We start from the raw sequence: 22,424 nt of genomic DNA, 5'->3' as shown, positions 1-22,424 counted from the left end.
GCGGGTAATTTCCCTCAGGGTAGTCGAGTGTGATGCTGTCATCGCCAGGCCGGCTCACAAGGTGCAGCGCTGGATGCGGTCCCTGTGGGAGCTGGCTTGCCAGCGATGGGCCGGTCCTGCCTTCGAGTCAGCTGGCGGCTGGCTCGGTCAATGCCTGCCACATCGACGGCCCACCCGCCGACTTGGCGATGGCCGCCAGCCGCTCGGCATGGGCCTCGAGCTCTTCCTCGCTGGCCAGGATCACCCGCCCCGGCGCACGCCCAACGATACGACGGATCTCGCTGCCGGTACCGCCCTGCCCTTCCTCGTCGCCCGCCCCCTCGCCCGCCAGCGACAGGCTGGTCTGGCCACCGGTCATCGCCAGGTAGACGTCTGCCAGCAGTTCCGAGTCGAGCAGTGCGCCGTGCAGCTCACGGCCGGAGTTGTCGATGCCGTAGCGTTTGCACAGGGCATCGAGGCTGTTGCGCTGCCCCGGGTGGCGCGAGCGCGCCATCATCAAGGTGTCGAGGATCGGGCAATGCTGCGAGATATCGGCACGATCCTGCTGGCCGATCAGGGCGAACTCGTTGTTGATGAAGCCGACGTCGAACGCCGCGTTGTGGATGACCAGGGTGGCGCCCTGGATGAACTCGAAGAACTCCTCGGCCACATCGCCGAAACGCGGTTTGCCGACCAGGAAAGCGTCGGTGATGCCGTGGACGTTGATCGCGCCCTCGTCACTCTCGCGGTCGGGCTGCAGGTAGACATGGAAGTGCCGCCCGGTCAGGCGCCGGCCCACGACCTCGACGCAACCGATCTCGATGATGCGGTGGCCTTCGGCCACCGGCATGCCGGTGGTCTCGGTGTCGAGGATGACGAACCGTTTGTCTTGCTGCTGCTCCACGCGGGGACTCCAACTGGCGGTGCTTGAATTCGGGGGTGGGAGTATAACGAAATCGGGGCCGTTTTGCGGTCATCGCGGGGCAAGCCCGCTCCCACGCAGCCAGCACTCATCTCGTGGGAGCGGGCTTGCCCCGCGATTGCCCGCAACACAATCAACGTTGCGCGCGAACCTCATCAACCCCACGATTGGCCAGTTGGTCGGCCCGCTCGTTGCCCGGATGGCCGATATGTCCACGGACCCACTTCCAGGTCACCTTGTGCCGGTTGACCTGCTCATCGAGCTGCACCCACAGGTCGGCGTTCTTCACCGGCTCCTTGGCCGCGGTCTTCCAACCGCGCTTCTTCCAGTTGACCATCCACTCGTTGATGCCCTTCATGACGTATTGCGAGTCGGTGGTCAGCAGCACCTCGCACTCGCGCTTGAGCGCCTTGAGGCCCTCGATCGCCGCCATCAGCTCCATGCGGTTGTTGGTGGTCTCGCGCTCGCCGCCCCACAATTCCTTCTCGACGCCCTTGTAGATAATCAGCACACCCCAGCCGCCCGGGCCAGGGTTGCCCTTGCAGGCACCATCGGTGTAGATCTCGACGCTATCGCTCATGTACCACTCATGTTCAGTGCTTTTCGGATTCGGGATGGGTGGCGCTGCGGTTGACCTTGGCCAGCGGCAGCGGCAGCAGCTTGCCCATCGGCTCGCGGCGCTCCAGGCGCAGCGGCCGCAGGCCCACCACCATCTTGCGCGCCACCAGCAGGTAGACACCGCCGCCGGCAGTTTGCCAGCCCCCGGCCACGCGCTCCCAGCCAGCCAGGCGCTGTTGCCAGGCCGGCGAGGCAAGCGGCGGACGATAACACCCGAAGCGGCGTTTCTCCAGCGCGAAGCCCAGCAGGTTGAGCCAGTCGCCAACCCGCGACGGCGAGATGCAGCGGGCCTTGCGCAAGGCCCCATGGCTGAAGAAATGGCGCACGCCCCAACTGCTCCAGGGGTTGATCCCGATGATCAGCAGGTGCCCCCCCGGGCGCACGGAACTGGCGGCCTCACGCAGCAGCCCGTGAGGGGACAGGCTGAAGTCCAGGCCATGCTGCAGCACCACCACGTCGGCAGCATGCTCCGACAGCGGCCAGGCCTGCTCCTCGCAGACGATCTCCACCCCCGGCAGCGGCGCGCCCAGGCGCACGTTGCGCTGCACCTGCGGGGCATTGGGCGGAGGTTCGGCGCAGGGGCCGTAGTGCACAAGGTAGCCACCGAAGAAGCGCCGCAGCTCTTCTTCGAGCAACTTTTCCTCCTCCTTGAGCATCAACTGCCCAAGAGGCCCATCGAACCAGTCGCGGGCCAGGCGGATCAGCTCGACCCAGTCGGGGTCGGCCTGGGCGAAGGCTTGGTCGGTCATTGCGTTCTCCCTCGAAGGTTCTCCGCTCGCGCCATCGCGGCTAAGATGCCCTCAATGTCCAGGCTTGGCGATACGGATCCGCACATGATACAGATCGATGCCCTACCCGCTTTCAACGACAACTACATCTGGTTGTTACAGGATACTGCCAATCGCCGCTGCGCAGTGGTCGACCCCGGTGACGCCGGGCCGGTGCGCGCGTGGCTGGAGCGGCACCCGGACTGGGCATTGCAGGCAATCCTCGTCACCCACCACCACCATGACCACGTCGGCGGCGTCGAAGCCTTGAAACAGGCCACCGGCGCCCGGGTGTACGGCCCGGCCAGCGAACCTATCCCGGGCCGCGACATCGCCCTGGAAGACGGCGCCCGCATCGAGGTGCTGGGCCTGGCCTTCGAGGTCCTGGCCATGCCCGGCCACACCCTGGGGCACATCGCCTATTACACTGCGCAATCGCCCACACCGCTACTGTTCAGTGGCGATACCCTGTTCGCCGCCGGCTGCGGTCGCTTGTTCGAAGGCACGCCCGAGCAGATGCACCATTCGCTGCAACGCCTGGCCGCCCTGCCCGCCGCGACCGAAGTGTACTGCGCCCACGAATACACCCTGAGCAACCTGCGATTCGCCCGTGCCGTGGAACCCGACAACGAACACGTTCGCCAACGGTTCGAGGACGTTACCCGGTTGCGCGCCGACAATCGCATCACCTTGCCCTCCAATATTGGCATGGAGCGCCTGACCAACCCGTTTTTGCGCACCGCTGAAACATTCGTTAAACAAAAAGCAGACGAATGGAAGGGACATTCCAACTCCAGCCAAGCCACTGTTTTTGCTGCCTTGAGGTCTTGGAAGGACGTGTTCTGATAACCCCAAGATATATCGCATCATAGGCCCGATGGTTGACCCGGCGGGGAGCGGTTTCTAGAATCGCCCAACTTTTTCGCCCGGATAACCGTCCCAGCCGATGTCTTCCCGTAGCCGCAGAACCTCTCATTCGGTCGCCCTGACGCGACTGGCCCAGATCAGTGCACTGGCGCTGGCCGCCACCCTGGTCGGCTGCCAGAGCACCCGTCAGCTCGACGAAGCCGACAGCGTTCGCGCGCACAACTATCAGGCGCGGATCAAGCACAAACCGGCGCCGCTGGTGGTCAAGCCCAAGGAGCAGGCACCGCCGCAGGACGTCTGGGAGCGCATGCGCCAGGGCTTCGCCCTGCAGGACGGCATGGACGTCAACCCGCGCATCGAACAGCAGCGCCTGTGGTTCGCCAGCAACCCGTCGTTCCTCGAGAACGCCGGCGAGCGCGGCAGCCTCTACCTGCACTACATCGTCGAGCGCCTCGAAGAACGCGACATGCCACTGGAACTGGCCCTGCTGCCGGCCATCGAGAGCGCCTACAACCCGATGGCCTACTCCCGGGCGCATGCCGCCGGCATGTGGCAGTTCATCCCGTCCACCGGGCGCCACTTCAACCTGCGCCAGACCAACTTCTACGATGGCCGTCGCGACGTCACCGCCTCGACCAACGCCGCGCTGGATTACCTGAACCGCCTGCACGACATGTTCAACGGCGACTGGCTGCTGGCCCTGGCGGCCTACAACGCCGGTGAAGGCACGGTCAGCCGCGCCATCGAGCGCAACGAGCGCCTGGGCCTGCCGACCGACTACTGGAACCTGCCGCTGCCGCAGGAAACCCGCGACTACGTGCCCAAGCTGCTGGCCCTGTCGCAGGTGGTCAACACCCCGGCCGCCTACGGGGTCAACCTGAACCCGATTGCCAACGAGCCGTACTTCGAAGCCGTCGCCATCAACGACCGCCTCGACCTGTCCCGCGTGGCCGCCTTCGCCGACATCGACGAAGACGAACTGATCCAGCTCAACCCTGCCTTCAAGAAGCGCATGACCGTGGACGGCCCCCAGCAACTGCTGGTGCCGACTGCCAAGGCACAACTACTCAGCGACCGCATGTCCAACCTCAAGCCCGAGGAACTGGTCAGCCTGCAACCGAACAAGGCCGTGTTCCAGGCCGCCCTGGCCGAGGCCAAGGCACCCGCGGCGCGCAGCTACCGGGTCAAGCGTGGCGACAACCTGGGCAGCATCGCCAAGGCCAACCGGGTGTCGGTCAAGCAGCTGCAAAGCTGGAACCGCATCCGCGGCAACAGCCTCAAGGTCGGCCAGGTCCTGGCCCTGCGTGGCGGCAGCGCGCCGAGCGCGGCAGCCAACCGCGTGGCCGACGCCAAGCAACGCTCCACCCAGTACAAGGTGCGCAAGGGCGACTCGTACTACCTGGTGGCCAAGCGTTTCAACGTCGAGATGAAGCACCTCAAGCGCTGGAACCCACGTACCGGGCATGCGCTCAAGCCAGGCCAGACCCTGACCGTCTACCTCGCGCGCTGATACCTCGATAGCGGGGCCAGCCCCCCTCCCACGCCAGTCACGATCGGCGTGGGAGCGGGCTGGCCCCACGATGCTTTGAAGGCTGAAGCAAAGCCCCGCGCCCTACCCTTTTTCCATTCCAGACAAGCTGTTACTGTACCCCGAACCAAGCCCAACGCCCTCTGGATCGGATGCCGACTTGATACGTCCCCTCCTGCTGTCACTCAGCCTGGCCTTGAGCTTCCCCGCCGTCGCGATGGTGAGCGAAAGCCACGGATACGCGCAGTTCGGCACGCTCAAGTACCCGGCCAGCTTTACCCACTTTGACTGGGTCAACCCGCAAGCCCCCAAAGGCGGCACGTTGCGGGCCATGGCCTTCGGCACCTTCGACACGCTCAACCCTTACACCTTCAAGGGCTCGAGCCCGGTCACCACGCCCAACTTCCTGCAGTACGGTATCAACGAGCTGAACGAGCCGCTGATGGTCGGCACCGGCATGTACGACCCGTCCGGCGACGAACCCACCTCCAGCTACGGCCTGATCGCCCGCTCGGTCGAGTACAGCGAGGACCGCAGCTGGGTAGTGTTCAACCTGCGCCCCGAGGCGCGCTTCCATGATGGTGTACCGATCACCGCGCAGGATGTGGCGTTTTCCTACCGCACCCTGCTCAAGGACGGCCACCCGATCTACCGTACCAACCTGCAGGAAGTGGCCCGGGTCGATATCCTCAACCCCCTGCGCATCCGCTTCGTGTTCAAGCGCACCGGCAACCCGCTGCTGATCCTGCGCCTGGGCGAGATGCCGGTGCTGCCCAAGCACTACTGGGCCAAGCGCGACTTCAAGGCCACCACCTTCGAACCACCACTGGGTAGCGGCCCGTACCGCATCACCGAGGTGCAGCCGGGCCGGCGCCTGGTGTTCGAACGGGTGAAGAACTACTGGGGCAAGGACCTGGCGGTTAACCGCGGCAAGTACAACTTCAAGCGCGTCGAATACGAGTTCTACCGCGACGCCACCGTGGCCTTCGAAGCGTTCAAGGCCGGTGAATTCGACATCTACATCGAGCACCAGGCGAAGAACTGGGCCAACGGCTACAACTTCCCCGCCGTACGCCGTGGCGAGGTGATCAAGGCGCAGATTCCGCACAAGATCCCCACGCAAACCCAAGGCCTGTTCATGAACAGTCGCCGCGCCGCGTTCAGCGACCCACGGGTGCGCCAGGCGCTAGGCCTGATGCTCGACTTCGAGTGGACCAACCGCGCCCTGTTCAGCAGCGCCTACCGCCGCTCGACCAGCTATTACCCGAACAGCGACTTCACCGCCAGCGGCCTGCCCACCGGCAAGGAATGGCTGCTGCTCAAGCCATTCCGCGACCAGTTGCCGGACAAGCTGTTCACCGAGCCCTACCAGGTCAGCCACACCGACGGCAGCGGCATCAGCCGCCCCGCCCTGCGCCAGGCCCTGGCCCTGTTCGCCCAGGCCGGCTGGAAGCTCAACGGCCAGCGCCTGGTCGACAGCAAAGGCCAACCGTTCAGGCTGGAGCTGCTGCTGGTGAACCCCAACCTCGAACGCATCCTGCAACCTTATGTCGAAAATCTGGCCAGCATCGGCATCGATGCGCGCTTGCGCACCGTGGACCGCGCCCAGTACAAACAACGGCTCGACCAGTTCGATTTCGACATGATCCTGATGACCCTGAACCAGACCCTGAGCCCGGGCCTCGAGCAGTGGCTGTATTTCCACTCAAGCCAGGCCGCCACCAAGGGCAGCAAGAACTATGCTGGCGTGAAGGACCCGGTGGTCGACCACCTGCTCGACACCTTGCTCGCCGCCCGCAGCCGCGATGACCAGATTGCCGCCGCGCGCGCCCTGGACCGCGTGCTCTCATGGCAGTACTACATGATCCCCAACTGGTACCTCGACAATCACCGCCTGGCCTACCGCAACCGGTTCGCCTTCGTCACCACGCCGCCCTACACCCTCGGGCTGAACAGCTGGTGGATCAAGAAGCCTTCGGAGAAAGCCAAATGACGCCGACCCTGCGCCGCCTGGCCGCGAGCCTGCTGCTGACCTGCCTCACGCTCCCGGCCGTGGCCGCCCCGCAACACGCCCTGACCCTGTACGACGAGGCACCGAAATACCCGGCCAACTTCAAGCACTTCGAGTACGTCAACCCCGACGCACCGAAGGGCGGCACCTTTCGCCAGTCCAGCTTCGGCGGCTTCGACAGCCTCAACCCGTTCATCAACAAGGGCGTGCCCGCCGACAACGTCGGCGCCATCTACGACACCCTGATGCGCCAGAGCCTGGACGAACCCTTCACCGAGTACGGCCTGGTGGCCGGCAAGATCGAAAAGGCCCCCGACAACAGCTGGGTGCGCTTCTACCTGCGCCCCGAGGCACGCTTCCACGACGGCCACCCGATGCGCGCCGAGGACGTGGTATTCACCTTCAACGCCCTGATCAAGGACGGCGCGCCGCTGTACCGCCAGTACTACGCCGACGTCGCAGAAGTAGTCGCCGAAACGCCGCTCACGGTGCTGTTCAAGTTCAAGCACAACAACAACCGCGAGCTGCCGCTGATCCTCGGCCAGCTGCCGGTGCTGCCCAAGCACTGGTACCAAGGCCGCGACTTCGACCGCGGCAACCTGGAGATCCCGCTCGGCAGCGGCCCGTACAAGGTCGCCGAGGTGAAGGCCGGCCGCTCGATCCGTTACGAGCGGGTCAAGGACTACTGGGCCAAGGACCTGCCGATCAACCGCGGCTTCTACAATTTCGACGTGATGACCTTCGACTCCTACCGCGACAACACCGTCGCCCTCGAAGCGCTCAAGGCTGGCCAGTTCGACTACGGCCTGGAGGTGAGCGCAAAGAACTGGGCCACCGCCTACGACGTGCCCGCCGTGCGCGACGGCCGGCTGATCAAGGAAGAGCTGCCCAACGGCAACCCCGTCGGCATGCAGGGCTTCATCTTCAACCTGCGCAAGCCGATGTTTCAGGACATCCGCGTGCGCCACGCCATCAGCCTGCTGCTGGACTTCGAATGGACCAACAAGCAGCTGTTCAACGGCGCCTACACCCGCACTGGCAGCTACTTCGAGAACTCCGAAATGGCCGCCAGCGGCCTGCCCAGCCCCGCCGAGCTGAAGATCCTCGAGCCGCTGCGCGGCAAGGTGCCGGACGAGGTGTTCAACGGCGCCTTCCACAACCCGGTCACCGACGGCAGCGGCATGATCCGCGACCAGCAGCGCCAGGCCTACAAGCTGCTGCAGGAGGCCGGCTGGAAGGTCGTCGACGACAAGATGGTCGATAAAGACGGCAAGCCGATGACCATCGAGTTCCTGCTGGCCCAGACCCAGTTCGAGCGCGTGCTGCTGCCGTTCAAGCGCAACCTCGCGGACCTTGGCATCAACCTCGAGATCCGCCGCGTGGACGTGTCGCAGTACATCACCCGCCTGCGCTCGCGTGACTACGACATGATCGTCGGCGGCTTCGCACAATCCAACTCGCCCGGCAACGAGCAGCGCGAGTACTGGAACAGCGCCGCCGCCGACAACCCCGGCAGCCGCAATTTCATCGGCCTGCGCGACCCTGCCATCGACCAGCTGGTGGAGCAGTTGATCAACGCCGACTCCCGGCAGAGCCTGATCGAGCACTGCCGCGCCCTGGACCGCGTGCTGCAATGGGGTTACTACGTGATCCCCAACTGGCATATCAAGACCTGGCGCGTGGCCTACTGGAACCATATCGGCCACCCCGCCGTATCGCCCAAGTACGACATCGGCATCGACACCTGGTGGATCAAGCCCGACGTCACGCCCGTGGTAAGCGAAGCCGCCACACCGGATGAGGCCAACTGACATGCTGGCTTATATCCTGCGGCGCCTGCTGCTGATCATCCCCACCCTGTTCGGCATCCTCATCATCAACTTCATCATCGTCCAGGCCGCCCCCGGCGGCCCGGTGGAACAGATGATCGCCAAGCTCGAAGGCTTCGAAGGCGCCACCAGCCGCATCGCCGGCGGCGGCGCCGAAGTCTCGGTGGCCGGCTCCAACTACCGTGGCGCGCAAGGCTTGGACCCGGCGCTGATCGCCGAGATCGAGCGCATGTACGGCTTCGACAAGTCGGCCCCCGAGCGGCTGTGGATCATGGTCAAGAACTACGCCCAGCTGGATTTTGGCAACAGCTTCTTCCGCGACGCCAAGGTCATCGACCTGATCGCCGAGAAGATGCCCGTGTCCATCTCGCTGGGGCTATGGAGCACACTGATCATGTACCTGGTGTCGATCCCACTGGGGATCGCCAAGGCGGTGCGCCACGGCAGCCACTTCGACGTGTGGACCAGCTCGGCGATCATCGTCGGCTACGCCATCCCGGCGTTCCTGTTCGCCATCCTGCTGATCGTGCTGTTCGCCGGCGGCAGCTACTTCGACTGGTTCCCGTTGCGCGGGCTGACCTCCAACAACTTCGACGAGCTGAGCACCACCGGCAAGGTGCTCGACTACTTCTGGCACCTGGTACTGCCCATCACCGCGCTGGTGATCGGCAACTTCGCCACCATGACCCTGCTGACCAAGAACAGCTTCCTCGACGAGATCAACAAGCAGTACGTGGTCACCGCCAAGGCCAAGGGCCTGAGCCGCACCCGCGTGCTCTACGGCCATGTGTTCCGCAACGCCATGCTGCTGGTGATCGCCGGCTTCCCCTCGGCGTTCATCGGCATCTTCTTCACAGGGTCCCTGCTGATCGAGGTGATCTTCAGCCTCGACGGCCTGGGCCTGATGAGTTTCGAAGCGGCGATCAACCGCGACTACCCGGTGGTGTTCGGCACCTTGTTCATCTTCACCCTGCTCGGTTTGGTGGTGAAGCTGATTGGCGACCTCACCTACACCCTGGTCGATCCGCGCATCGACTTCGCCAGCCGGGAGCACTGACATGGCCCTCTCCCCCCTCAATCGCCGGCGCTTCGAGCGCTTCAAGGCCAACCGCCGCGGCTGGTGGTCGCTTTGGATCTTCCTGGTGCTGTTCGTGCTCAGCCTGGGCGCCGAGTTCATCGCCAACGACAAGCCCATCGCCGTGCGCTACGACGGCGAGTGGTACTTCCCAGCCTTCAAGCGCTACCCGGAGACCACCTTCGGCGGCGAGTTCCCGCTGGAGGCCAACTACAAGAGCCCGTACATCCGCGAGTTGCTGGCCAAGAAAGACGCCTTCGTGCTGTGGGCGCCGATCCCCTACAGCTACCAGAGCATCAACTACGACCTGAAAGTACCCGCCCCCGCGCCGCCCTCCACCGACAACCTGCTGGGCACCGACGACCAGGGCCGCGACGTGCTGGCCCGGGTGATCTACGGCTTCCGCATCTCGGTGCTGTTCGCCCTGACGCTGACCATCGCCAGCTCCATTGTCGGCGTGGTCGCCGGGGCCCTGCAGGGCTTCTACGGCGGCTGGGTGGACCTGGCCGGCCAGCGCTTCTTGGAGATCTGGTCCGGCCTGCCGGTGCTGTACCTGCTGATCATCCTCGCCAGCTTCGTGCAGCCCAACTTCTGGTGGTTGCTGGGCATCATGCTGCTGTTCTCGTGGATGAGCCTGGTGGACGTGGTGCGCGCCGAGTTCCTGCGCGGGCGCAACCTGGAATACGTGCGCGCCGCCCGCGCCCTGGGCATGCGCAACGGCCCGATCATGTACCGGCATATCCTGCCCAACGCGATGATCTCGACCATGACCTTCATGCCGTTCATCCTCACTGGCGCCATCGGCACCCTCACCGCCCTGGACTTCCTCGGCTTCGGCCTGCCCGCCGGCTCCCCATCGCTGGGCGAGCTGGTGGCCCAGGGCAAGTCCAACCTGCAAGCCCCGTGGCTGGGCATCAGCGCCTTCGCCGTGCTGGCTGTGATGCTGAGCCTGCTGGTATTCATCGGCGAATCCGCCCGCGACGCCTTCGACCCGAGGAAATGACATGAGCCAAGACACCCTGATCGAAGTCCGCGACCTGGCGGTGGAGTTCGTCACTGGCGAACAGGTCAACCGCGTGGTCGACGGCATCAGCTTCGACATCCGCAAGGGTGAGACCCTGGCCCTGGTCGGCGAAAGCGGCTCGGGCAAGTCGGTGACCGCCCACTCGATCCTGCGCCTGCTGCCCTACCCCCTGGCGCGGCACCCGAGCGGCAGCATCCAGTACGACGGCAAGGACCTGCTGCACCTGGGCGAGAAGCCCATGCAGCGGATTCGCGGCAACCGCATCGCGATGATCTTCCAGGAGCCGATGACCTCGCTGAACCCGCTGCACAGCATCGAGAAGCAGATCAACGAGATCCTCTTGCTGCACAAGGGCCTCACCGGCAAGGCCGCCACGGCGCGCACCCTGGAGCTGCTGGAACTGGTCGGCATTCCCGAGCCGCAGAAGCGCCTGAAAGCCCTGCCCCACGAGCTGTCCGGTGGCCAGCGCCAACGGGTGATGATCGCCATGGCCCTGGCCAACGAACCCGAGCTGCTGATTGCCGACGAGCCCACCACGGCGCTCGACGTGACCGTGCAGTTGAAGATCCTCGACCTGCTCAAGTCGTTGCAGGCGCGCTTGGGCATGGCCCTGCTGCTGATCAGCCACGACCTCAACCTGGTACGCCGCATCGCCCACCGCGTGTGCGTGATGCAGTGCGGCAAGATCGTCGAGCAGGCCGACTGCGCCACGCTGTTCAGCAAGCCTCAGCATCCGTATACACAGATGCTGATCAACGCCGAGCCCAGTGGCGCACCGGCTGCGAATGCCGAAGGCGCGCCGTTGCTTGAGGTGAAGGACCTGAAGGTGTGGTTCCCGATCAAGAAGGGGCTGCTGCGACGCACCGTGGACCATGTGAAGGCCGTGGACGGAGTGAACTTCAGCCTGCCCCAGGGGCAGACGCTGGGCATCGTTGGCGAAAGTGGGTCGGGCAAGTCCACCTTGGGGCTGGCCATCTTGCGGTTGATTTCCAGCCAGGGCGGGATTCGCTTCCACGGGCAGAATCTTGAGGGGCTGAACCAGAAGGAAGTTCGGCCGCTGCGGCGGGAAATGCAGGTGGTGTTCCAGGACCCCTTTGGCAGCCTGAGCCCGCGCATGTGCGTGGCGGATATCGTTGGCGAGGGGTTACGAATTCACAAGATTGGCACGCCGGCCGAGCAGGAAGCGGCGATTATCGCGGCGTTGGAGGAAGTGGGGCTGGATCCGCGGACGCGGCATCGGTATCCCCATGAGTTTTCCGGCGGGCAGCGGCAGCGGATTGCGATTGCTCGGGCGTTGGTGTTGAAGCCGGCGCTGATTCTGCTGGATGAGCCGACCTCGGCGCTGGACCGGACAGTGCAGCGGCAGGTGGTTGAGCTTTTGCGGAACTTGCAGGTTAAGTACAACCTGACTTATCTGTTTATCAGCCATGACCTGGCGGTGGTGAAGGCGTTGAGTCATCAATTGATGGTGATCAAGCATGGGCAGGTGGTTGAGCAGGGGGATGCGGGGGCTATATTTCAGGAGCCGCGGCATGGGTATACGAGGCAGTTGTTGGAAGCTGCGTTTTTGGGGACGACGTCGACCGCCTGAAGCAGCGTAGCCAACTCAAATGTCATCGGATGCGCAACCGCTGTCCGCCTTTTTGGTATTACGCTGTATCGCGGTGGGCCGTCCAGAAAAATCAGATTAAAACCCTATGCTGTAGTCCATTTCCCAAACATACTCCTGCCGCCTTTTTTCCGTTGCGGTCGCCCTGGTGGGGCTCTAGTCTCGGCCTGTCGTTGCACATCAACGATACAGCTTTGACAGGCTGTGACGGCAAATTGCACGCAGCTCAACCTTTATGGCAGCTGTACGTGCGGGCACGCTTGCGTGCGCCGGAACTTTGCAATTTCCGCCGGTCTGTCAACCCACGTACAGCTGCCACCCTACTGTTTGACAGCAGGCAGGTGGCCGCACCACCAAAGGGAAATTGTTATGTTAAAGATCGTCCCCGATCCACCCCACAATCCCCACTCCCTCGAAGACACCATCATTCAGGCCACGGAGTACGCCCTGTGCGCGCAGACCGTCGCGCATCAGGCTGTTCTGCTGCATCCCAAGTCGCCCGTATCGATTCTGGTCATGGCCGCGATGCATGAAATGGAGGCGCTGCGGGTGCTGCTCGAATCGGCGTTGATTCAGGTGCAGATGCCGCAGGTGGAGCCTCGGACGTTGCACTAGGGCTTAAGTCATTTGTTGGCTGGGCTGACGCAATCGCGGGGCAAGCCCGCTCCCACGCTGTGATCCAAACACGCTGTGATCCATGGCTGCGATCTACGTGCAGCACACCACATGCGGCGTGGAACCTGTACCCGTGGGAGCGAGCTTGTCCCGCGATTGCGCAAGCCCAGGCACTGATCATTTCAGGGAGATTGAGCAATGAGCACAAACGACACCACGCCCCACACCACCGTGGGCAAGACCCGGTTCTACCAGGGTGAAGGGCATACCGACCCGCTGTTCTGCATCGAACCCGGCATCCCTTGCCAGCACGCACGGGAACAGGCTTCGGAGTTGATGGGCTGCGTGTGCGACCTGACCATCACCGGGATCATGGAGGAGAAACCTCAACTGATCTGGGCATCGTATTACCTGAGCGCGCTGGCCAAGGCGCTGATGGATGATGCGGAGCTTGGGATGAAGCACTAAGGTCACAGGTGCATAGGGCCGCTTTGCGGCCCTTTCGTAATACAAGGCCGCTCGACACGGGTTAGGCTTTGGGGACATCAGTTCGGGATACGTCCATGGAATGTCATATCCGCCGCGCTCAGCGCGATGATGCACAAGCCATCAGTCGCATCGTGATCGCGGCACTGCGCGAATCCAACTCGCAGGATTACCCGGCAGAGGTGATCGCCCAGGTAGAACAGAGTTTTTCACCTGCGGCGGTCAGTGCCTTGCTCGATAGCCGGTTGGTGTTCGTGGCGGTCAAGCAGAACGATCTGCTGGGGACGGCAAGTCTCGATGGTGATGTCGTCAGGACAGTGTTTGTCGCGCCGATCCATCATGGGGTAGGTATTGGCAGGCAGCTGATGAGGGCCATCCACACAGCGGCGATCAAAGCCGATGTCACAGCATTGCGCGTTCCTTCGTCCATCACGGCCCAAGGCTTCTACGCGCGGTTGGGGTATCGGAAACTTCGTGATGAATTCCATGGTGCAGAACGCACCATCGTCATGGAAAAGTCCACGCTGACCATTTCGGAAGCGGCACACGCGCTCAACGTTTCTTGCGAGTATCTGGCGAAACTGCTGGATGAAGGGGCAATGCCTCATACCTGCGCCGAAGGTGAACGGAGTATCGCGTTCCCCGATCTGATTGCCTACAAGGACAGGCATGATGCGATCAGCCAGGCCTGACATTGGCATCGTCAGATGTTTCCTGTACTACGGCCTGCCCGCCTGGCGCTTTGCAGCAACAGCAGGGCGAACGCCGCGCTGCCGATCAAGGGCCACCCCATGAGCAACATCGGCCCCGGTATCCAGTACATGATCAGCAGGTTCGCCAGGCTTGCGCTGGCCAGCCCCCTCCAGGCCGCGCGGGCCCAGGGCGGTGGCTGGGTGCTGAGGATGAAGTGGCGATAGAGCCTTACCCCAGTCCTCACACCGAACAAGCCCACCACCACCAGCAGGGCCAACCCCAGGCGGGCCAGTTGATCGACCCAGCGCTCACCCCAGTTCTCGTGGGTCATCGCGGTGAGGATGAGCAAGGCAGCCATGCCGCCGTATCCCGCGACCACCACCACCGGAAGGACCACGAACACACCCAGCAGCTGTATGGCCAGTTTTCTGAAAGGCGACGGGATATCGCCCGCCTCGACGTTCCTTGTCACTCGATAATCCACGGCATGCGTCCTTATTAGCAGGCGGCGCAAACTACCACGGCCATTGTCGCTGCGCGAGGGCCCTGGCCCGCTTTGGCACGCGCCCTGGCGGGATGGGGTTTTCTACTCAAGGCGTTCAAACCACAGGAAACAGCCGACAGCTTGGGTCGGCATGGCTGCTGGAGTATGAGGTACTGCGAAGCTAGAATTAACGTTTGCACAATCCAGGCACACTGCAACTAACGGACGTTTGCCATGATAGGAAAACCTTTGAGTCGATGGGTGTATGTGTTCATATTCCTGCTCCTGCTGGTGGGTGCGATCCTGTCTGGTATCAATTACCCTTCCCTGATCAAAGACCCTGTCAACACCCTGGGCTTCCTGGGCTTCTGGATCACCCTGTTCGGCCTGATCGTGGCAATCTTCGAGATCATGCGCACTGGTTCGGTCACACGCCAGATGGCCCACGCCGCCGAAGTCGCTCACAACCGGCTCAAACGCCAGATGGAGCACCACGACGTCCAGGCCTGCATTGAAATCATCAATGCGGCGCTCAGCGACCTGAACAGCAAGAAAGCTGTTTCAGTGATTTTCATCTCACGCATCAAGCAAGGCTACATTGCCTTATTCTCGAAGCAGCATACCCCCGAGCGCTACCGTGAAAACCTGGATATCCTCAACAGCTATGAGCATGTGGTGCAGTCCAGAGCAAACAGGGCACAGGCGAACCCGACTTATGCGGCACCTCAATACCCCGCTTCGGGTGCGGGCCAAAACCCCTACAGGTTGACCATCGATACACTCAAACGAATGCAGGATGAGCTCTTGACGCATTCGGCTTCAAAAAATGAATACATAGGTGAGCCAGCATGATCCCCGTTCAATTCGAAAAGTTCATGGCGTTCGTCCTTCAGCACACTCGCATCGGCAGCTTGCAATGGAGCGTGGGTGAAGGCGCCTCTTACGTGGCCTCCCACGAGGGAATCACGCTCATCATTTCATCCGACTTCGACCCCGACCGGGAAATCAGCACGTTCTGGTTTCGGCTCAATGGAAGCACTGGCTCCACACCGTTCTCCGTGACTGACCGAGAGCAGGATTACGAGTTGATGAAGACGTTGTTCGAAGAAGTCATGGCTAATGCACACAACGTCAAAAGCGATATGGCGAAGTTCATGGCCGGGTTCAACTGATCGGGTGATACCAGACCCTGTACGGGGCATTGCGAGGCATGGCCCATCACCCAGGTAACTGCGCCACCAGCACCCGCTGGACTACCAACCCCGCCAGCCCGACCAGGCACAGCACACCCAAGCCATAGCTCACCGTCCGCCACGGCTGGATGCCCGCCAGGTAAGTCACCGTATGCAACACCCTGGCTGCGGTAAACACGCCACTCAACCACAAGGTGAGGGTGACGGGCGCCTGCAGTGCAACCGCCAGCCCAGCGAGCGCAATGAACATCGGGATGTTCTCCAGATCGTTGCGCCAGGCCTGCATGGCCCGTGTCACTGCAGGCAAATCTGCGGGCTGTGCCGAGCGCCCGAACACCGCTGCATCTTCCGGGTTGATGAACGCAAGGTGGCGCAGCCGGTGATAGCCCTGGTAACAGGAGATCGCCAGCATCTTGCAGCACAGCACCACCACGCAACCAGCAAAAGCCGCCAGGGCGCCGCTCATGCTTGACACCTGTGCACTAAGCCCTTGACTACGATGTACAACAGCGGCCCCATCGAAACGAACACCACAGTCAACAACAGGTAGGGCAACACACCGAGCAGCGACCCGCAGCGGCTGCGGTGATCGTTGACCATCCACACACAGGCCAGCGCCGCCATCAGATACAGGTCGATCACCACCTGGGCCGTATCGGGCCGTGATAGCAACTCAAGGCCAAAGGCAAGCAGCGACTGCCGCGCCTGCAGCATCGTCCAGCCGGTATACAGCACAAACGCCAGCAGCACCGGCAAGGCAAACTTCTCAACGCGCATCGTCCTCTCCTTGAGTGATTCACCCCCGCACAGTAGTGATACAGTCGCCCTGCCTCAATGACCTCACAGGTCATGGACGCTTCAGCCAAGGACAGCCAGAGTCGCAGCATGAGCCCTCTTCCCTTCCATACCCCGCACCCGCCCACCGCCACCAATGCGGGCGCACATCTGCGCCGCCTGCGGCGCCAGGCCGGGCTCAGCCAGCTCGACCTGGCGTTGCTCGCCGGTGTTTCGCAACGCCACCTGAGCTGCGTGGAAACCGGCCGCGCCAAGGCCAGCCCCGGCACCCTGCATGCCCTGCTCAGCGCGCTGCAGGTGCCGCTCGAGCACTGCAACGAAGTGTTCCTCGCGGCTGGCTATGCACCGCGCTACATGGCCTCTGCAGCGGACGCCCCGGCCATGAAGATGGTGCACGACGCCGTGGAGCACATCCTGCAGGCCAACAACCCCGCACCGGCCATCGTCATCGCCAGCAACTGGGACATCACGGCGGCCAATGCCAGTGCCGGACTGTTGTTCGCAATGGCCAGCGTAGCGACCACCAGCACCTCGGGCCTCAACCTGCTGGACACACTGCTGCGCCCGGGCGGGCTGGGGGATCATCTGGTCAATGCAGACGAGATACGGGCGATTGCCTGGCAGCGGGCGGCCAGGGAGGCTGTGAGCAATCCTGACCTGGCCAGACTACTGCAAGACTTGCCCGTGCCCCCCGCGTTGGCGGCGGATACGCCGATGTCTCCAGTGGTGCTGACCCGGGTGCGCACTGCCGAGGGTGAGCTGCGCTTCCTGTCCACCTTCACCACCTTCGGCATGCCGCAGGACATCACGGTGGCGTCGCTGCGTATCGAGCACCTGGTGCCCGCCGACAGCGAAACATGGCAAGTCATGACGGCGGCCTATCAACGGGTGATCCGCAACGCCGAGATTTGAGTGACAATCGCGGCGTCAGGACTCGATGAACCTCAATGCCAACCTTCTCGACAAGCAAGTGCTGGCGACCAGGCCGATACGCATGGAATCAAGCCTGTGCCGCCTGCCCCGCCACCGCCCCGCCCTCCAGCACCATGCCCTCGCGCATCCGCTGCGCATCCCGGCTGAAACACCTCGAAGCCGCCAGCAGGAACAACATGGTCAACATCAGCGCCACGGGGATCAAGTACATCGCATCATGCAGCCCCTGTGCCTTGAACGCCTCGCTCATCAGGCCCTCACCCGCCGCCGTCATGGCCGCCACGGCGAAGTGGTCGGACAGCCCGCCGACCACCACCGGCCCTAGCCCGCCGCCCAGCAGGTACAGCCCGGCGAAGAACAGTGCCATGGCCGTGGCCCGCAAGCGCGGTTGCACCACGTCCTGGATAGCGGTGTACACGCAGGTGTAGAAGTTGTACGAGAACAGCCAGCCAATACCAAAGACCGCCACGAAGCCCCCCAGCTCGATGCGCCCGGCATTCAGCGCCCAGGCGGTGCACAGGCTGGCTACCAGCATGCTCAACGCGGCAAACACCAGGCGGCCATTGGCGAAGCGCTGGTGCACCTTGTCGGCCACCCAGCCGCCGAGGGTCAGGCCCACCAGGCCGCTGAGGCCGACGATCAGCCCGGTGGCCACTGCGGCGTCGTGCAGCGTTAGCGCAAAGTAACGCTGCAGCATCGGCACCATGAATGAGTTGCAGGCATAGGTGGCGAAATTGAAGGTCAGCCCCGCCAACACCAGCCAGGCGAAGGTGGGCACGCTGAGCACCCGGCGCAGCGGGCGGTCGAGCGGGGTCTGGGCGATGGCCACAGACTCCGCCGCACCGCGTGCAGGCTCGCGGATCATGAAGATGAACAGCGCCAGCAGCACGCCAGGCACGGCGGCAATGAAGAACGGTGCGCGCCAGCTGCCGAAGGCCTCGACCATCGCGCCGATGCTGAAGAACGCCAGCAACAGGCCCAACGGCAAGCCGAGCATGAAGATGCCCATCGCCCTTGCCCGCCGCCCGGCGGGGAACAGGTCGCCGATCAGCGAGTTGGCGGCGGGCGCGTAGCTGGCCTCGCCGATGCCCACGCCCATGCGCACCAGCAGGAAGCTCCAGAAACTGCCGACCATGCCGTTGACCGCCGTCAGCCCGCTCCACACCAGCAGGCCCCAACCCATGAGCTTGCTGCGTGAACCGGTGTCGGCGATACGTGCCAGCGGCAGGCCGGCGATGGCGTAGACCAGGGTGAAGGCGGTGCCGATGATGCCGATCTGGAAGTCGCTCAGGTGCCACTCCAGGCGGATCGGCTCGATGACGATGGCGGGGATGGTACGGTCGAAGAAATTGAACAGGTTGGCCAGGAACAGCAGGAACAGGATGCGCCAGGCGTTGGACGCTTGGGGGGCGGTGGGCATGGTCGGGGTCCCTCGTTATTGTTGTTCGGGGTTCCAGCACGCCCTGCGCAAACTAGAGGGAGAGAACGCGGCGCGTCTGCCAACATCGATCGCGTTGATACCGGGCGATAGCCAAACCCTTAGTGAGACATTCCCTTGCGAAAGCGGCGGCTTCGCTGCGGATCGAGCACCTGCTACCCACCGACAGCGACACGTGGCGGATCATGAGCACGACCTATGAACACGGGTTGGCAGAACATCCGTCATGGTCGACTGGCGGATCATGCGCCACTAGAATGCCACCCCCATCTCGACAGGACGTTGCCCCATGACTTTCGATGTGCATCACTACGCCAAGACCTACTACGGCAACATCCAGCCGGCGCCAGGCAATCTTTACCCAAGGCTCAAGGCCTGGGAGTTCCTGTACGAGTACATCTGGGACGATTCCCGTACCCACTGGTCCGACCTGACATCCAAGACACAGCTAGAGACGACCGCGCTGCACATCGGTTTCTACCTGGCGAACTGGGGGATGTTCCGAGGTTCCTCGGGGCTCCTGCAGAACAGCAATCTGGACCTGATGAAGGCCTTGGCCAAACTGCTCTTCGAAGGTCAGGGTGCCGAGTTGCTTGATCTCTCGCTGGAGGACTTCGGACCTGACAACAGCAACCGGGCCCGCCATCAGAAATTGCTGGATTCCGTGCTGGGCTCCATGGAGTCCCTGGCGACCAACGTCTCCTGGACGAACACCCTCAAGACCAAGATTCTGATGGGCGTCTGGGGTGAGTGCCCAGCGCTCGACCGTTTCTATATTGCGGCATGCCGCGATCTGTTCCCCCGCCGCTCCTCAATCACCAATGCCAGTGGCAAAGGCCTGGCGGCATTGGCGGAACTGGTCGAGGAACTCGCCGTCCCTGCCCTGCCCCTGCGCACCGGACGCCTTGGGCTGCAATACCCCACCGCGCGGATCATGGACATGGCGATGTTTCAATACGGGATCGAACTGGAGCAGGGCTTCAACGATCAAGCTGCCGTGGCGGCTCAGGGCTGACAACACGCTGCAACCCCACCTGACGCAGTTACCGTAACAACCGCTCAGAACACCACCGAGCGGCGATGCTCGGCCGTCGCCACCACCCTGCCGCGCTTGAGCACCATCAGCCGCGCCGGCAGGTCGAGGATCACATCGCTGACACGGTGGGTATCCATCAGCACCAGGTCCGCGTCGTTGCCCACCGCCAGGCCATGGTTCTGCAACCCCAGGGCCTTGGCCGGGTTGCTGGTGAGCATCGGCAGCACCGTGGCCTGGTCGTCCGCCCCGCCCAGGTGGCAGGCGGGAATGGCCAGTTGCGCGATGTGCAGCAGGTCGCCGGTACCGTAGGGGGTGAAGGCATTGCGGATGTTGTTGGTGGCCAGGCACACGTTCACCCCGCCATCGCGCAACGCCCGCACCGGCGTCAAGGTGCGGCGCACATTGTGGCTGTCGCCGCGGGCGCCCAGGTGCAGGTCGGTGGCAGGCAGGCACATCACGCTGATGCCGGCTTCGCGCAGCAGCGCGATGATGCGCGCCTGGCGCGCTGGCTCCACGGCCGCCAGGCTGGTCAGGTGGCCGACGCTGACGCGTCCTTGGTAGCCCGCGGCGAGGGTCCGGCGGGCGACGTACTCGATGCTCATGTGCTCGGCGTCGTCGGCGAAGTCCTGGTGCAGGTCGATGTCCTTGCCGTAGCGCTGGGCCAGGTCGAAGACGAAATCGATGTGCTCCAGGGGCGATACGTCATTGTAGGGAATGCCGCCGACCACATCGGCGCCCCTCTCCATGGCATCGACCATCATCGCTTTCATGCCGGGCAGTTTCAGGATGCCTTCCTGGGGAAACGCCACCACCTGGATATCGATGACATCACGCAAGGTTTCGCGCAGCTTCAGGACCACGTCCAGGCCGGTAAAACCCTGGGCCGGATCGAACTCGGCGTGGGCGCGCACATGGGTGGTGCCGGCCTGCACCAGGGCGCGCAACACCTGCACAGAGCGCTCGCGAATATCGTCGCGGGTCAGGGTGGGCTTGAGCGCGGCGGTGACGGCGATCGCTTCCTTCAAGGTGCCGGAGCGGTTGGCCTTGCGCTGCATGACATTGGCTTTTTCCAGGTGCAGGTGGGCTTCGACGAAGCCGGGGACCAGGACATTGCCGTTGCCCTGGATTTCCTGGTTTGCCGTTGCCGTGATCGTCTGGGCGATATCAGTGATCTTGCCATTGCGCACGGCCACATCCATCAAGGGTTTTGCATCGTCGATGCGGACATTTCTGAAGATCAGGTCCATGCCGTCACTCCTGATAGGGGATCATTAGCGAGCGGCCCGGCCGTCTTGCTGCGGTCGGGCCACTCCCCTAAGGGCGAATCAGAACGGTTTGGTCGGCAGGTACTTGCCATCCAGGGTGATCACCGCGCGGGAACCACCTTCCGGGTCGTCGACCTTCTTCACGTCGAGCTTGAAGTTGATGGCGCTGATGATGCCGTCGCCGAACTTCTCGTGGACCAGTGCCTTGAGGGTGGTGCCGTACACCTGCAGCATCTCGTAGAAGCGATAGATGGTCGGGTCGGTCGGCACGCCGCCTTGGATGCTGCCGCGCAGTGGCACGGTCTGCAGCAGGGCAATGCCATCGGCGTCCAGGCCGAGCTTGTCACCCACCACCTGGGCAGCGCTGGCCGGCAGCGGGTGCTGGCCCAGCAGCGCGGCAGTGACGAAGGCTTCGGACAGCCCGGTGCCGTCGGTGATCTGGGCGAACGACAGGTCCTTGCGGGCCTTGGCCAGGAGGATGACTTCGCTCAGGGCAAGGCGGGCGTTCTGGCTGATTTGCGACTGGATCATGGTGTATCTCCTTGGGTTTGAAAGAGGTTCAGGCAACGTGCCTGGAGGGGTGGGAAACGGCGTTGACGTCAGGGTTCTGCGCCAGGGTCACGAACTGGCCGGTGCGCCCATCGAAGGCATCGATGCGGCCGCTTTCGATGTCGTAGATCCAGCCATGCAGGCGCACGCGGCCCTCTTCCAGGGCCAGGCGCACCGAGGGGTGGGTCTGGATGTTGGCCAGCTGGGCGATCACGTTCTCGCGCACCATGGCCTCGACCTTGGCTTGCGGGCTGTGATGCTGGCGCGCCTCGTTGACCACTCGGGCGGAGTCGGCGTAACGCAGCCAGCCGGCCACGGCAGGCATGTGGTCCAGGCACTTGCAGGTGGCGATGGCGGTCATGGCGCCGCAGTCGGAGTGGCCGCAGATGACGATGTCGGCCACCTGCAGGGCGGCGACGGCATATTCGACCGAGGCCGATACGCCGCCGGGCTCAGGGCCGTAGGAAGGCACGATGTTGCCGGCGTTGCGGATGACGAACAGGTCGCCCGGCTCGCGCTGGGTGACCAGCTCGGGCACCAGGCGGCTGTCGGAGCAGGAGATGAACAGCGCCCGGGGGCTTTGCTGGGTGGCCAGGTCCTTGAACAGCTTGACCCGCTCGGGGAAGGCGTCGCGCTGGAACTTCAGAAAACCGTCGATGATGTCTTTCATGGCTGCTTGCCTCAATGTCGCGGTGTGTTGAGGCAAAG

Annotated in this window: 23 protein-coding genes and 1 pseudogene; 14 read left to right on the top strand and 10 right to left on the bottom strand. The window is 63.5% G+C overall.

Translation table 11 applies throughout. From position 1 onward, the window contains the following. Positions 1-127: 127 nt before the first annotated feature. The 3 genes from dnaQ to DFS21_RS23185 form a co-directional block, all read right to left on the bottom strand. On the bottom strand, positions 128-883 hold the full coding sequence (gene dnaQ, locus DFS21_RS23195; protein WP_102683692.1) for a DNA polymerase III subunit epsilon: 756 nt from the start codon (positions 881-883) through the stop codon (positions 128-130). A gap of 151 nt (positions 884-1,034) precedes the next feature. Continuing rightward, positions 1,035-1,481, bottom strand: coding sequence for a ribonuclease HI (rnhA, locus tag DFS21_RS23190; protein WP_111533221.1), 447 nt, complete (start codon positions 1,479-1,481; stop codon positions 1,035-1,037). Between the two features lie 13 nt (positions 1,482-1,494). Then, positions 1,495-2,268, bottom strand: coding sequence for a methyltransferase domain-containing protein (locus DFS21_RS23185; RefSeq protein WP_038706475.1), 774 nt, complete (start codon positions 2,266-2,268; stop codon positions 1,495-1,497). A gap of 84 nt (positions 2,269-2,352) precedes the next feature. Here DFS21_RS23185 and gloB point away from each other — a divergent pair, with 84 nt between their 5' ends. The 10 genes and pseudogenes from gloB to DFS21_RS23135 all read left to right on the top strand — a co-directional run. Further along, entirely contained in the window at positions 2,353-3,132 is a 780-nt protein-coding gene (gene gloB / locus DFS21_RS23180; protein WP_111533220.1) for a hydroxyacylglutathione hydrolase, read from the top strand. Between the two features lie 100 nt (positions 3,133-3,232). Beyond that, a complete protein-coding gene (locus DFS21_RS23175) occupies positions 3,233-4,663 on the top strand; it encodes a lytic transglycosylase domain-containing protein (protein WP_110703521.1) in 1,431 nt (476 codons plus the stop codon). 178 nt (positions 4,664-4,841) lie between these two features. Then, positions 4,842-6,674, top strand: a complete 1,833-nt coding sequence (locus DFS21_RS23170; RefSeq protein WP_218281297.1) for an extracellular solute-binding protein — start codon at positions 4,842-4,844, stop codon at positions 6,672-6,674. Beyond that, positions 6,671-8,503: an extracellular solute-binding protein gene (locus DFS21_RS23165; protein ID WP_111533219.1), complete on the top strand. Its 1,833-nt coding sequence runs from the start codon at positions 6,671-6,673 to the stop codon at positions 8,501-8,503. The genes DFS21_RS23170 and DFS21_RS23165 overlap by 4 nt, the downstream gene beginning before the upstream one ends. A 1-nt stretch (position 8,504) precedes the next feature. Further along, complete coding sequence (locus DFS21_RS23160) at positions 8,505-9,578, top strand: microcin C ABC transporter permease YejB (protein WP_046854817.1); 1,074 nt, start codon at positions 8,505-8,507, stop codon at positions 9,576-9,578. 1 nt (position 9,579) lies between these two features. Continuing rightward, complete coding sequence (locus tag DFS21_RS23155) at positions 9,580-10,599, top strand: ABC transporter permease (protein WP_111533218.1); 1,020 nt, start codon at positions 9,580-9,582, stop codon at positions 10,597-10,599. Position 10,600: 1 nt separating this feature from the next. Further along, entirely contained in the window at positions 10,601-12,211 is a 1,611-nt protein-coding gene (locus DFS21_RS23150; protein WP_111533217.1) for an ABC transporter ATP-binding protein, read from the top strand. Between the two features lie 387 nt (positions 12,212-12,598). Continuing rightward, positions 12,599-12,844: a hypothetical protein gene (locus DFS21_RS23145; RefSeq protein ID WP_046854814.1), complete on the top strand. Its 246-nt coding sequence runs from the start codon at positions 12,599-12,601 to the stop codon at positions 12,842-12,844. Between the two features lie 198 nt (positions 12,845-13,042). After that, positions 13,043-13,312, top strand: coding sequence for a DUF3077 domain-containing protein (locus DFS21_RS23140; protein ID WP_110703515.1), 270 nt, complete (start codon positions 13,043-13,045; stop codon positions 13,310-13,312). Positions 13,313-13,407: 95 nt separating this feature from the next. Further along, a pseudogene (locus DFS21_RS23135) lies at positions 13,408-13,848 on the top strand (GNAT family N-acetyltransferase); the annotation flags it as partial. A 185-nt stretch (positions 13,849-14,033) separates the two neighbouring features. Here the strand turns inward: DFS21_RS23135 and DFS21_RS23130 are convergent. After that, complete coding sequence (locus tag DFS21_RS23130; RefSeq protein WP_111533215.1) at positions 14,034-14,507, bottom strand: hypothetical protein; 474 nt, start codon at positions 14,505-14,507, stop codon at positions 14,034-14,036. 234 nt (positions 14,508-14,741) lie between these two features. On the opposite strand from DFS21_RS23130, the gene DFS21_RS23125 reads away from it, so the two are divergent. After that, the gene (locus DFS21_RS23125; protein WP_146230439.1) at positions 14,742-15,359 is read left to right on the top strand and encodes a hypothetical protein; all 618 of its coding nucleotides are present in this window, start codon (positions 14,742-14,744) and stop codon (positions 15,357-15,359) included. Further along, a complete protein-coding gene (locus tag DFS21_RS23120) occupies positions 15,356-15,679 on the top strand; it encodes a hypothetical protein (RefSeq protein ID WP_110703509.1) in 324 nt (107 codons plus the stop codon). The genes DFS21_RS23125 and DFS21_RS23120 overlap by 4 nt, the downstream gene beginning before the upstream one ends. Before the next feature lie 46 nt (positions 15,680-15,725). Here the strand turns inward: DFS21_RS23120 and DFS21_RS23115 are convergent, their stop codons facing one another. Together DFS21_RS23115 and DFS21_RS23110 are read right to left on the bottom strand one after the other, a co-directional pair. Beyond that, positions 15,726-16,166: an MAPEG family protein gene (locus tag DFS21_RS23115; RefSeq protein ID WP_110703507.1), complete on the bottom strand. Its 441-nt coding sequence runs from the start codon at positions 16,164-16,166 to the stop codon at positions 15,726-15,728. Further along, on the bottom strand, positions 16,163-16,477 hold the full coding sequence (locus DFS21_RS23110; protein ID WP_110703505.1) for a DUF2834 domain-containing protein: 315 nt from the start codon (positions 16,475-16,477) through the stop codon (positions 16,163-16,165). Before DFS21_RS23110 ends, DFS21_RS23115 begins: the two co-directional genes overlap by 4 nt. Positions 16,478-16,585: 108 nt before the next feature. Here DFS21_RS23110 and DFS21_RS23105 point away from each other — a divergent pair, with 108 nt between their 5' ends. Next, complete coding sequence (locus tag DFS21_RS23105; RefSeq protein ID WP_256591531.1) at positions 16,586-17,407, top strand: helix-turn-helix domain-containing protein; 822 nt, start codon at positions 16,586-16,588, stop codon at positions 17,405-17,407. An 88-nt stretch (positions 17,408-17,495) separates the two neighbouring features. On the opposite strand, the gene DFS21_RS23100 is transcribed toward DFS21_RS23105, so the two are convergent. Beyond that, positions 17,496-18,848, bottom strand: coding sequence for an MFS transporter (locus DFS21_RS23100; RefSeq protein ID WP_111533213.1), 1,353 nt, complete (start codon positions 18,846-18,848; stop codon positions 17,496-17,498). 307 nt (positions 18,849-19,155) lie between these two features. On the opposite strand from DFS21_RS23100, the gene DFS21_RS23095 reads away from it, so the two are divergent. Next, positions 19,156-19,881 (top strand): hypothetical protein, encoded by a 726-nt coding sequence (locus DFS21_RS23095; RefSeq protein WP_110703499.1) that lies wholly within the window; start codon positions 19,156-19,158, stop codon positions 19,879-19,881. A 44-nt stretch (positions 19,882-19,925) separates the two neighbouring features. Here the strand turns inward: DFS21_RS23095 and DFS21_RS23090 are convergent, their stop codons facing one another. From DFS21_RS23090 to DFS21_RS23080, 3 genes are all read right to left on the bottom strand, one after another. Further along, positions 19,926-21,149, bottom strand: coding sequence for an amidohydrolase family protein (locus tag DFS21_RS23090; protein ID WP_111533212.1), 1,224 nt, complete (start codon positions 21,147-21,149; stop codon positions 19,926-19,928). 78 nt (positions 21,150-21,227) lie between these two features. After that, positions 21,228-21,698: a cyanase gene (gene cynS, locus DFS21_RS23085; RefSeq protein ID WP_038706489.1), complete on the bottom strand. Its 471-nt coding sequence runs from the start codon at positions 21,696-21,698 to the stop codon at positions 21,228-21,230. Between the two features lie 28 nt (positions 21,699-21,726). After that, entirely contained in the window at positions 21,727-22,386 is a 660-nt protein-coding gene (locus tag DFS21_RS23080; RefSeq protein ID WP_110703495.1) for a carbonic anhydrase, read from the bottom strand. Positions 22,387-22,424 lie beyond the last annotated feature (38 nt).

Source organism: Pseudomonas sp. 2848 (assembly GCF_003253945.1).
Classification (GTDB): Bacteria; Pseudomonadota; Gammaproteobacteria; order Pseudomonadales; family Pseudomonadaceae; genus Aquipseudomonas.
The sequence above is the reverse complement of the archived record's forward strand: the minus strand, read 5'-3'. Positions and strand labels throughout refer to the sequence as shown.

What these genes read in the sequence shown, in the direction of transcription:
- rnhA (WP_111533221.1), bottom strand. Translation starts at nt 1,481, where the DNA reads ATGAGCGATAGCGTCGAGATCTACACCGATGGTGCCTGCAAGGGCAAC.
- DFS21_RS23185 (WP_038706475.1), bottom strand. Translation starts at nt 2,268, where the DNA reads ATGACCGACCAAGCCTTCGCCCAGGCCGACCCCGACTGGGTCGAGCTG.
- gloB (WP_111533220.1), top strand. Translation starts at nt 2,353, where the DNA reads ATGATACAGATCGATGCCCTACCCGCTTTCAACGACAACTACATCTGG.
- DFS21_RS23175 (WP_110703521.1), top strand. Translation starts at nt 3,233, where the DNA reads ATGTCTTCCCGTAGCCGCAGAACCTCTCATTCGGTCGCCCTGACGCGA.
- DFS21_RS23165 (WP_111533219.1), top strand. Translation starts at nt 6,671, where the DNA reads ATGACGCCGACCCTGCGCCGCCTGGCCGCGAGCCTGCTGCTGACCTGC.
- DFS21_RS23160 (WP_046854817.1), top strand. Translation starts at nt 8,505, where the DNA reads ATGCTGGCTTATATCCTGCGGCGCCTGCTGCTGATCATCCCCACCCTG.
- DFS21_RS23155 (WP_111533218.1), top strand. Translation starts at nt 9,580, where the DNA reads ATGGCCCTCTCCCCCCTCAATCGCCGGCGCTTCGAGCGCTTCAAGGCC.
- DFS21_RS23150 (WP_111533217.1), top strand. Translation starts at nt 10,601, where the DNA reads ATGAGCCAAGACACCCTGATCGAAGTCCGCGACCTGGCGGTGGAGTTC.
- DFS21_RS23145 (WP_046854814.1), top strand. Translation starts at nt 12,599, where the DNA reads ATGTTAAAGATCGTCCCCGATCCACCCCACAATCCCCACTCCCTCGAA.
- DFS21_RS23140 (WP_110703515.1), top strand. Translation starts at nt 13,043, where the DNA reads ATGAGCACAAACGACACCACGCCCCACACCACCGTGGGCAAGACCCGG.
- DFS21_RS23125 (WP_146230439.1), top strand. Translation starts at nt 14,742, where the DNA reads ATGATAGGAAAACCTTTGAGTCGATGGGTGTATGTGTTCATATTCCTG.
- DFS21_RS23120 (WP_110703509.1), top strand. Translation starts at nt 15,356, where the DNA reads ATGATCCCCGTTCAATTCGAAAAGTTCATGGCGTTCGTCCTTCAGCAC.
- DFS21_RS23115 (WP_110703507.1), bottom strand. Translation starts at nt 16,166, where the DNA reads ATGAGCGGCGCCCTGGCGGCTTTTGCTGGTTGCGTGGTGGTGCTGTGC.
- DFS21_RS23110 (WP_110703505.1), bottom strand. Translation starts at nt 16,477, where the DNA reads ATGCGCGTTGAGAAGTTTGCCTTGCCGGTGCTGCTGGCGTTTGTGCTG.
- DFS21_RS23105 (WP_256591531.1), top strand. Translation starts at nt 16,586, where the DNA reads ATGAGCCCTCTTCCCTTCCATACCCCGCACCCGCCCACCGCCACCAAT.
- DFS21_RS23100 (WP_111533213.1), bottom strand. Translation starts at nt 18,848, where the DNA reads ATGCCCACCGCCCCCCAAGCGTCCAACGCCTGGCGCATCCTGTTCCTG.
- DFS21_RS23095 (WP_110703499.1), top strand. Translation starts at nt 19,156, where the DNA reads ATGACTTTCGATGTGCATCACTACGCCAAGACCTACTACGGCAACATC.
- DFS21_RS23090 (WP_111533212.1), bottom strand. Translation starts at nt 21,149, where the DNA reads ATGGACCTGATCTTCAGAAATGTCCGCATCGACGATGCAAAACCCTTG.
- cynS (WP_038706489.1), bottom strand. Translation starts at nt 21,698, where the DNA reads ATGATCCAGTCGCAAATCAGCCAGAACGCCCGCCTTGCCCTGAGCGAA.
- DFS21_RS23080 (WP_110703495.1), bottom strand. Translation starts at nt 22,386, where the DNA reads ATGAAAGACATCATCGACGGTTTTCTGAAGTTCCAGCGCGACGCCTTC.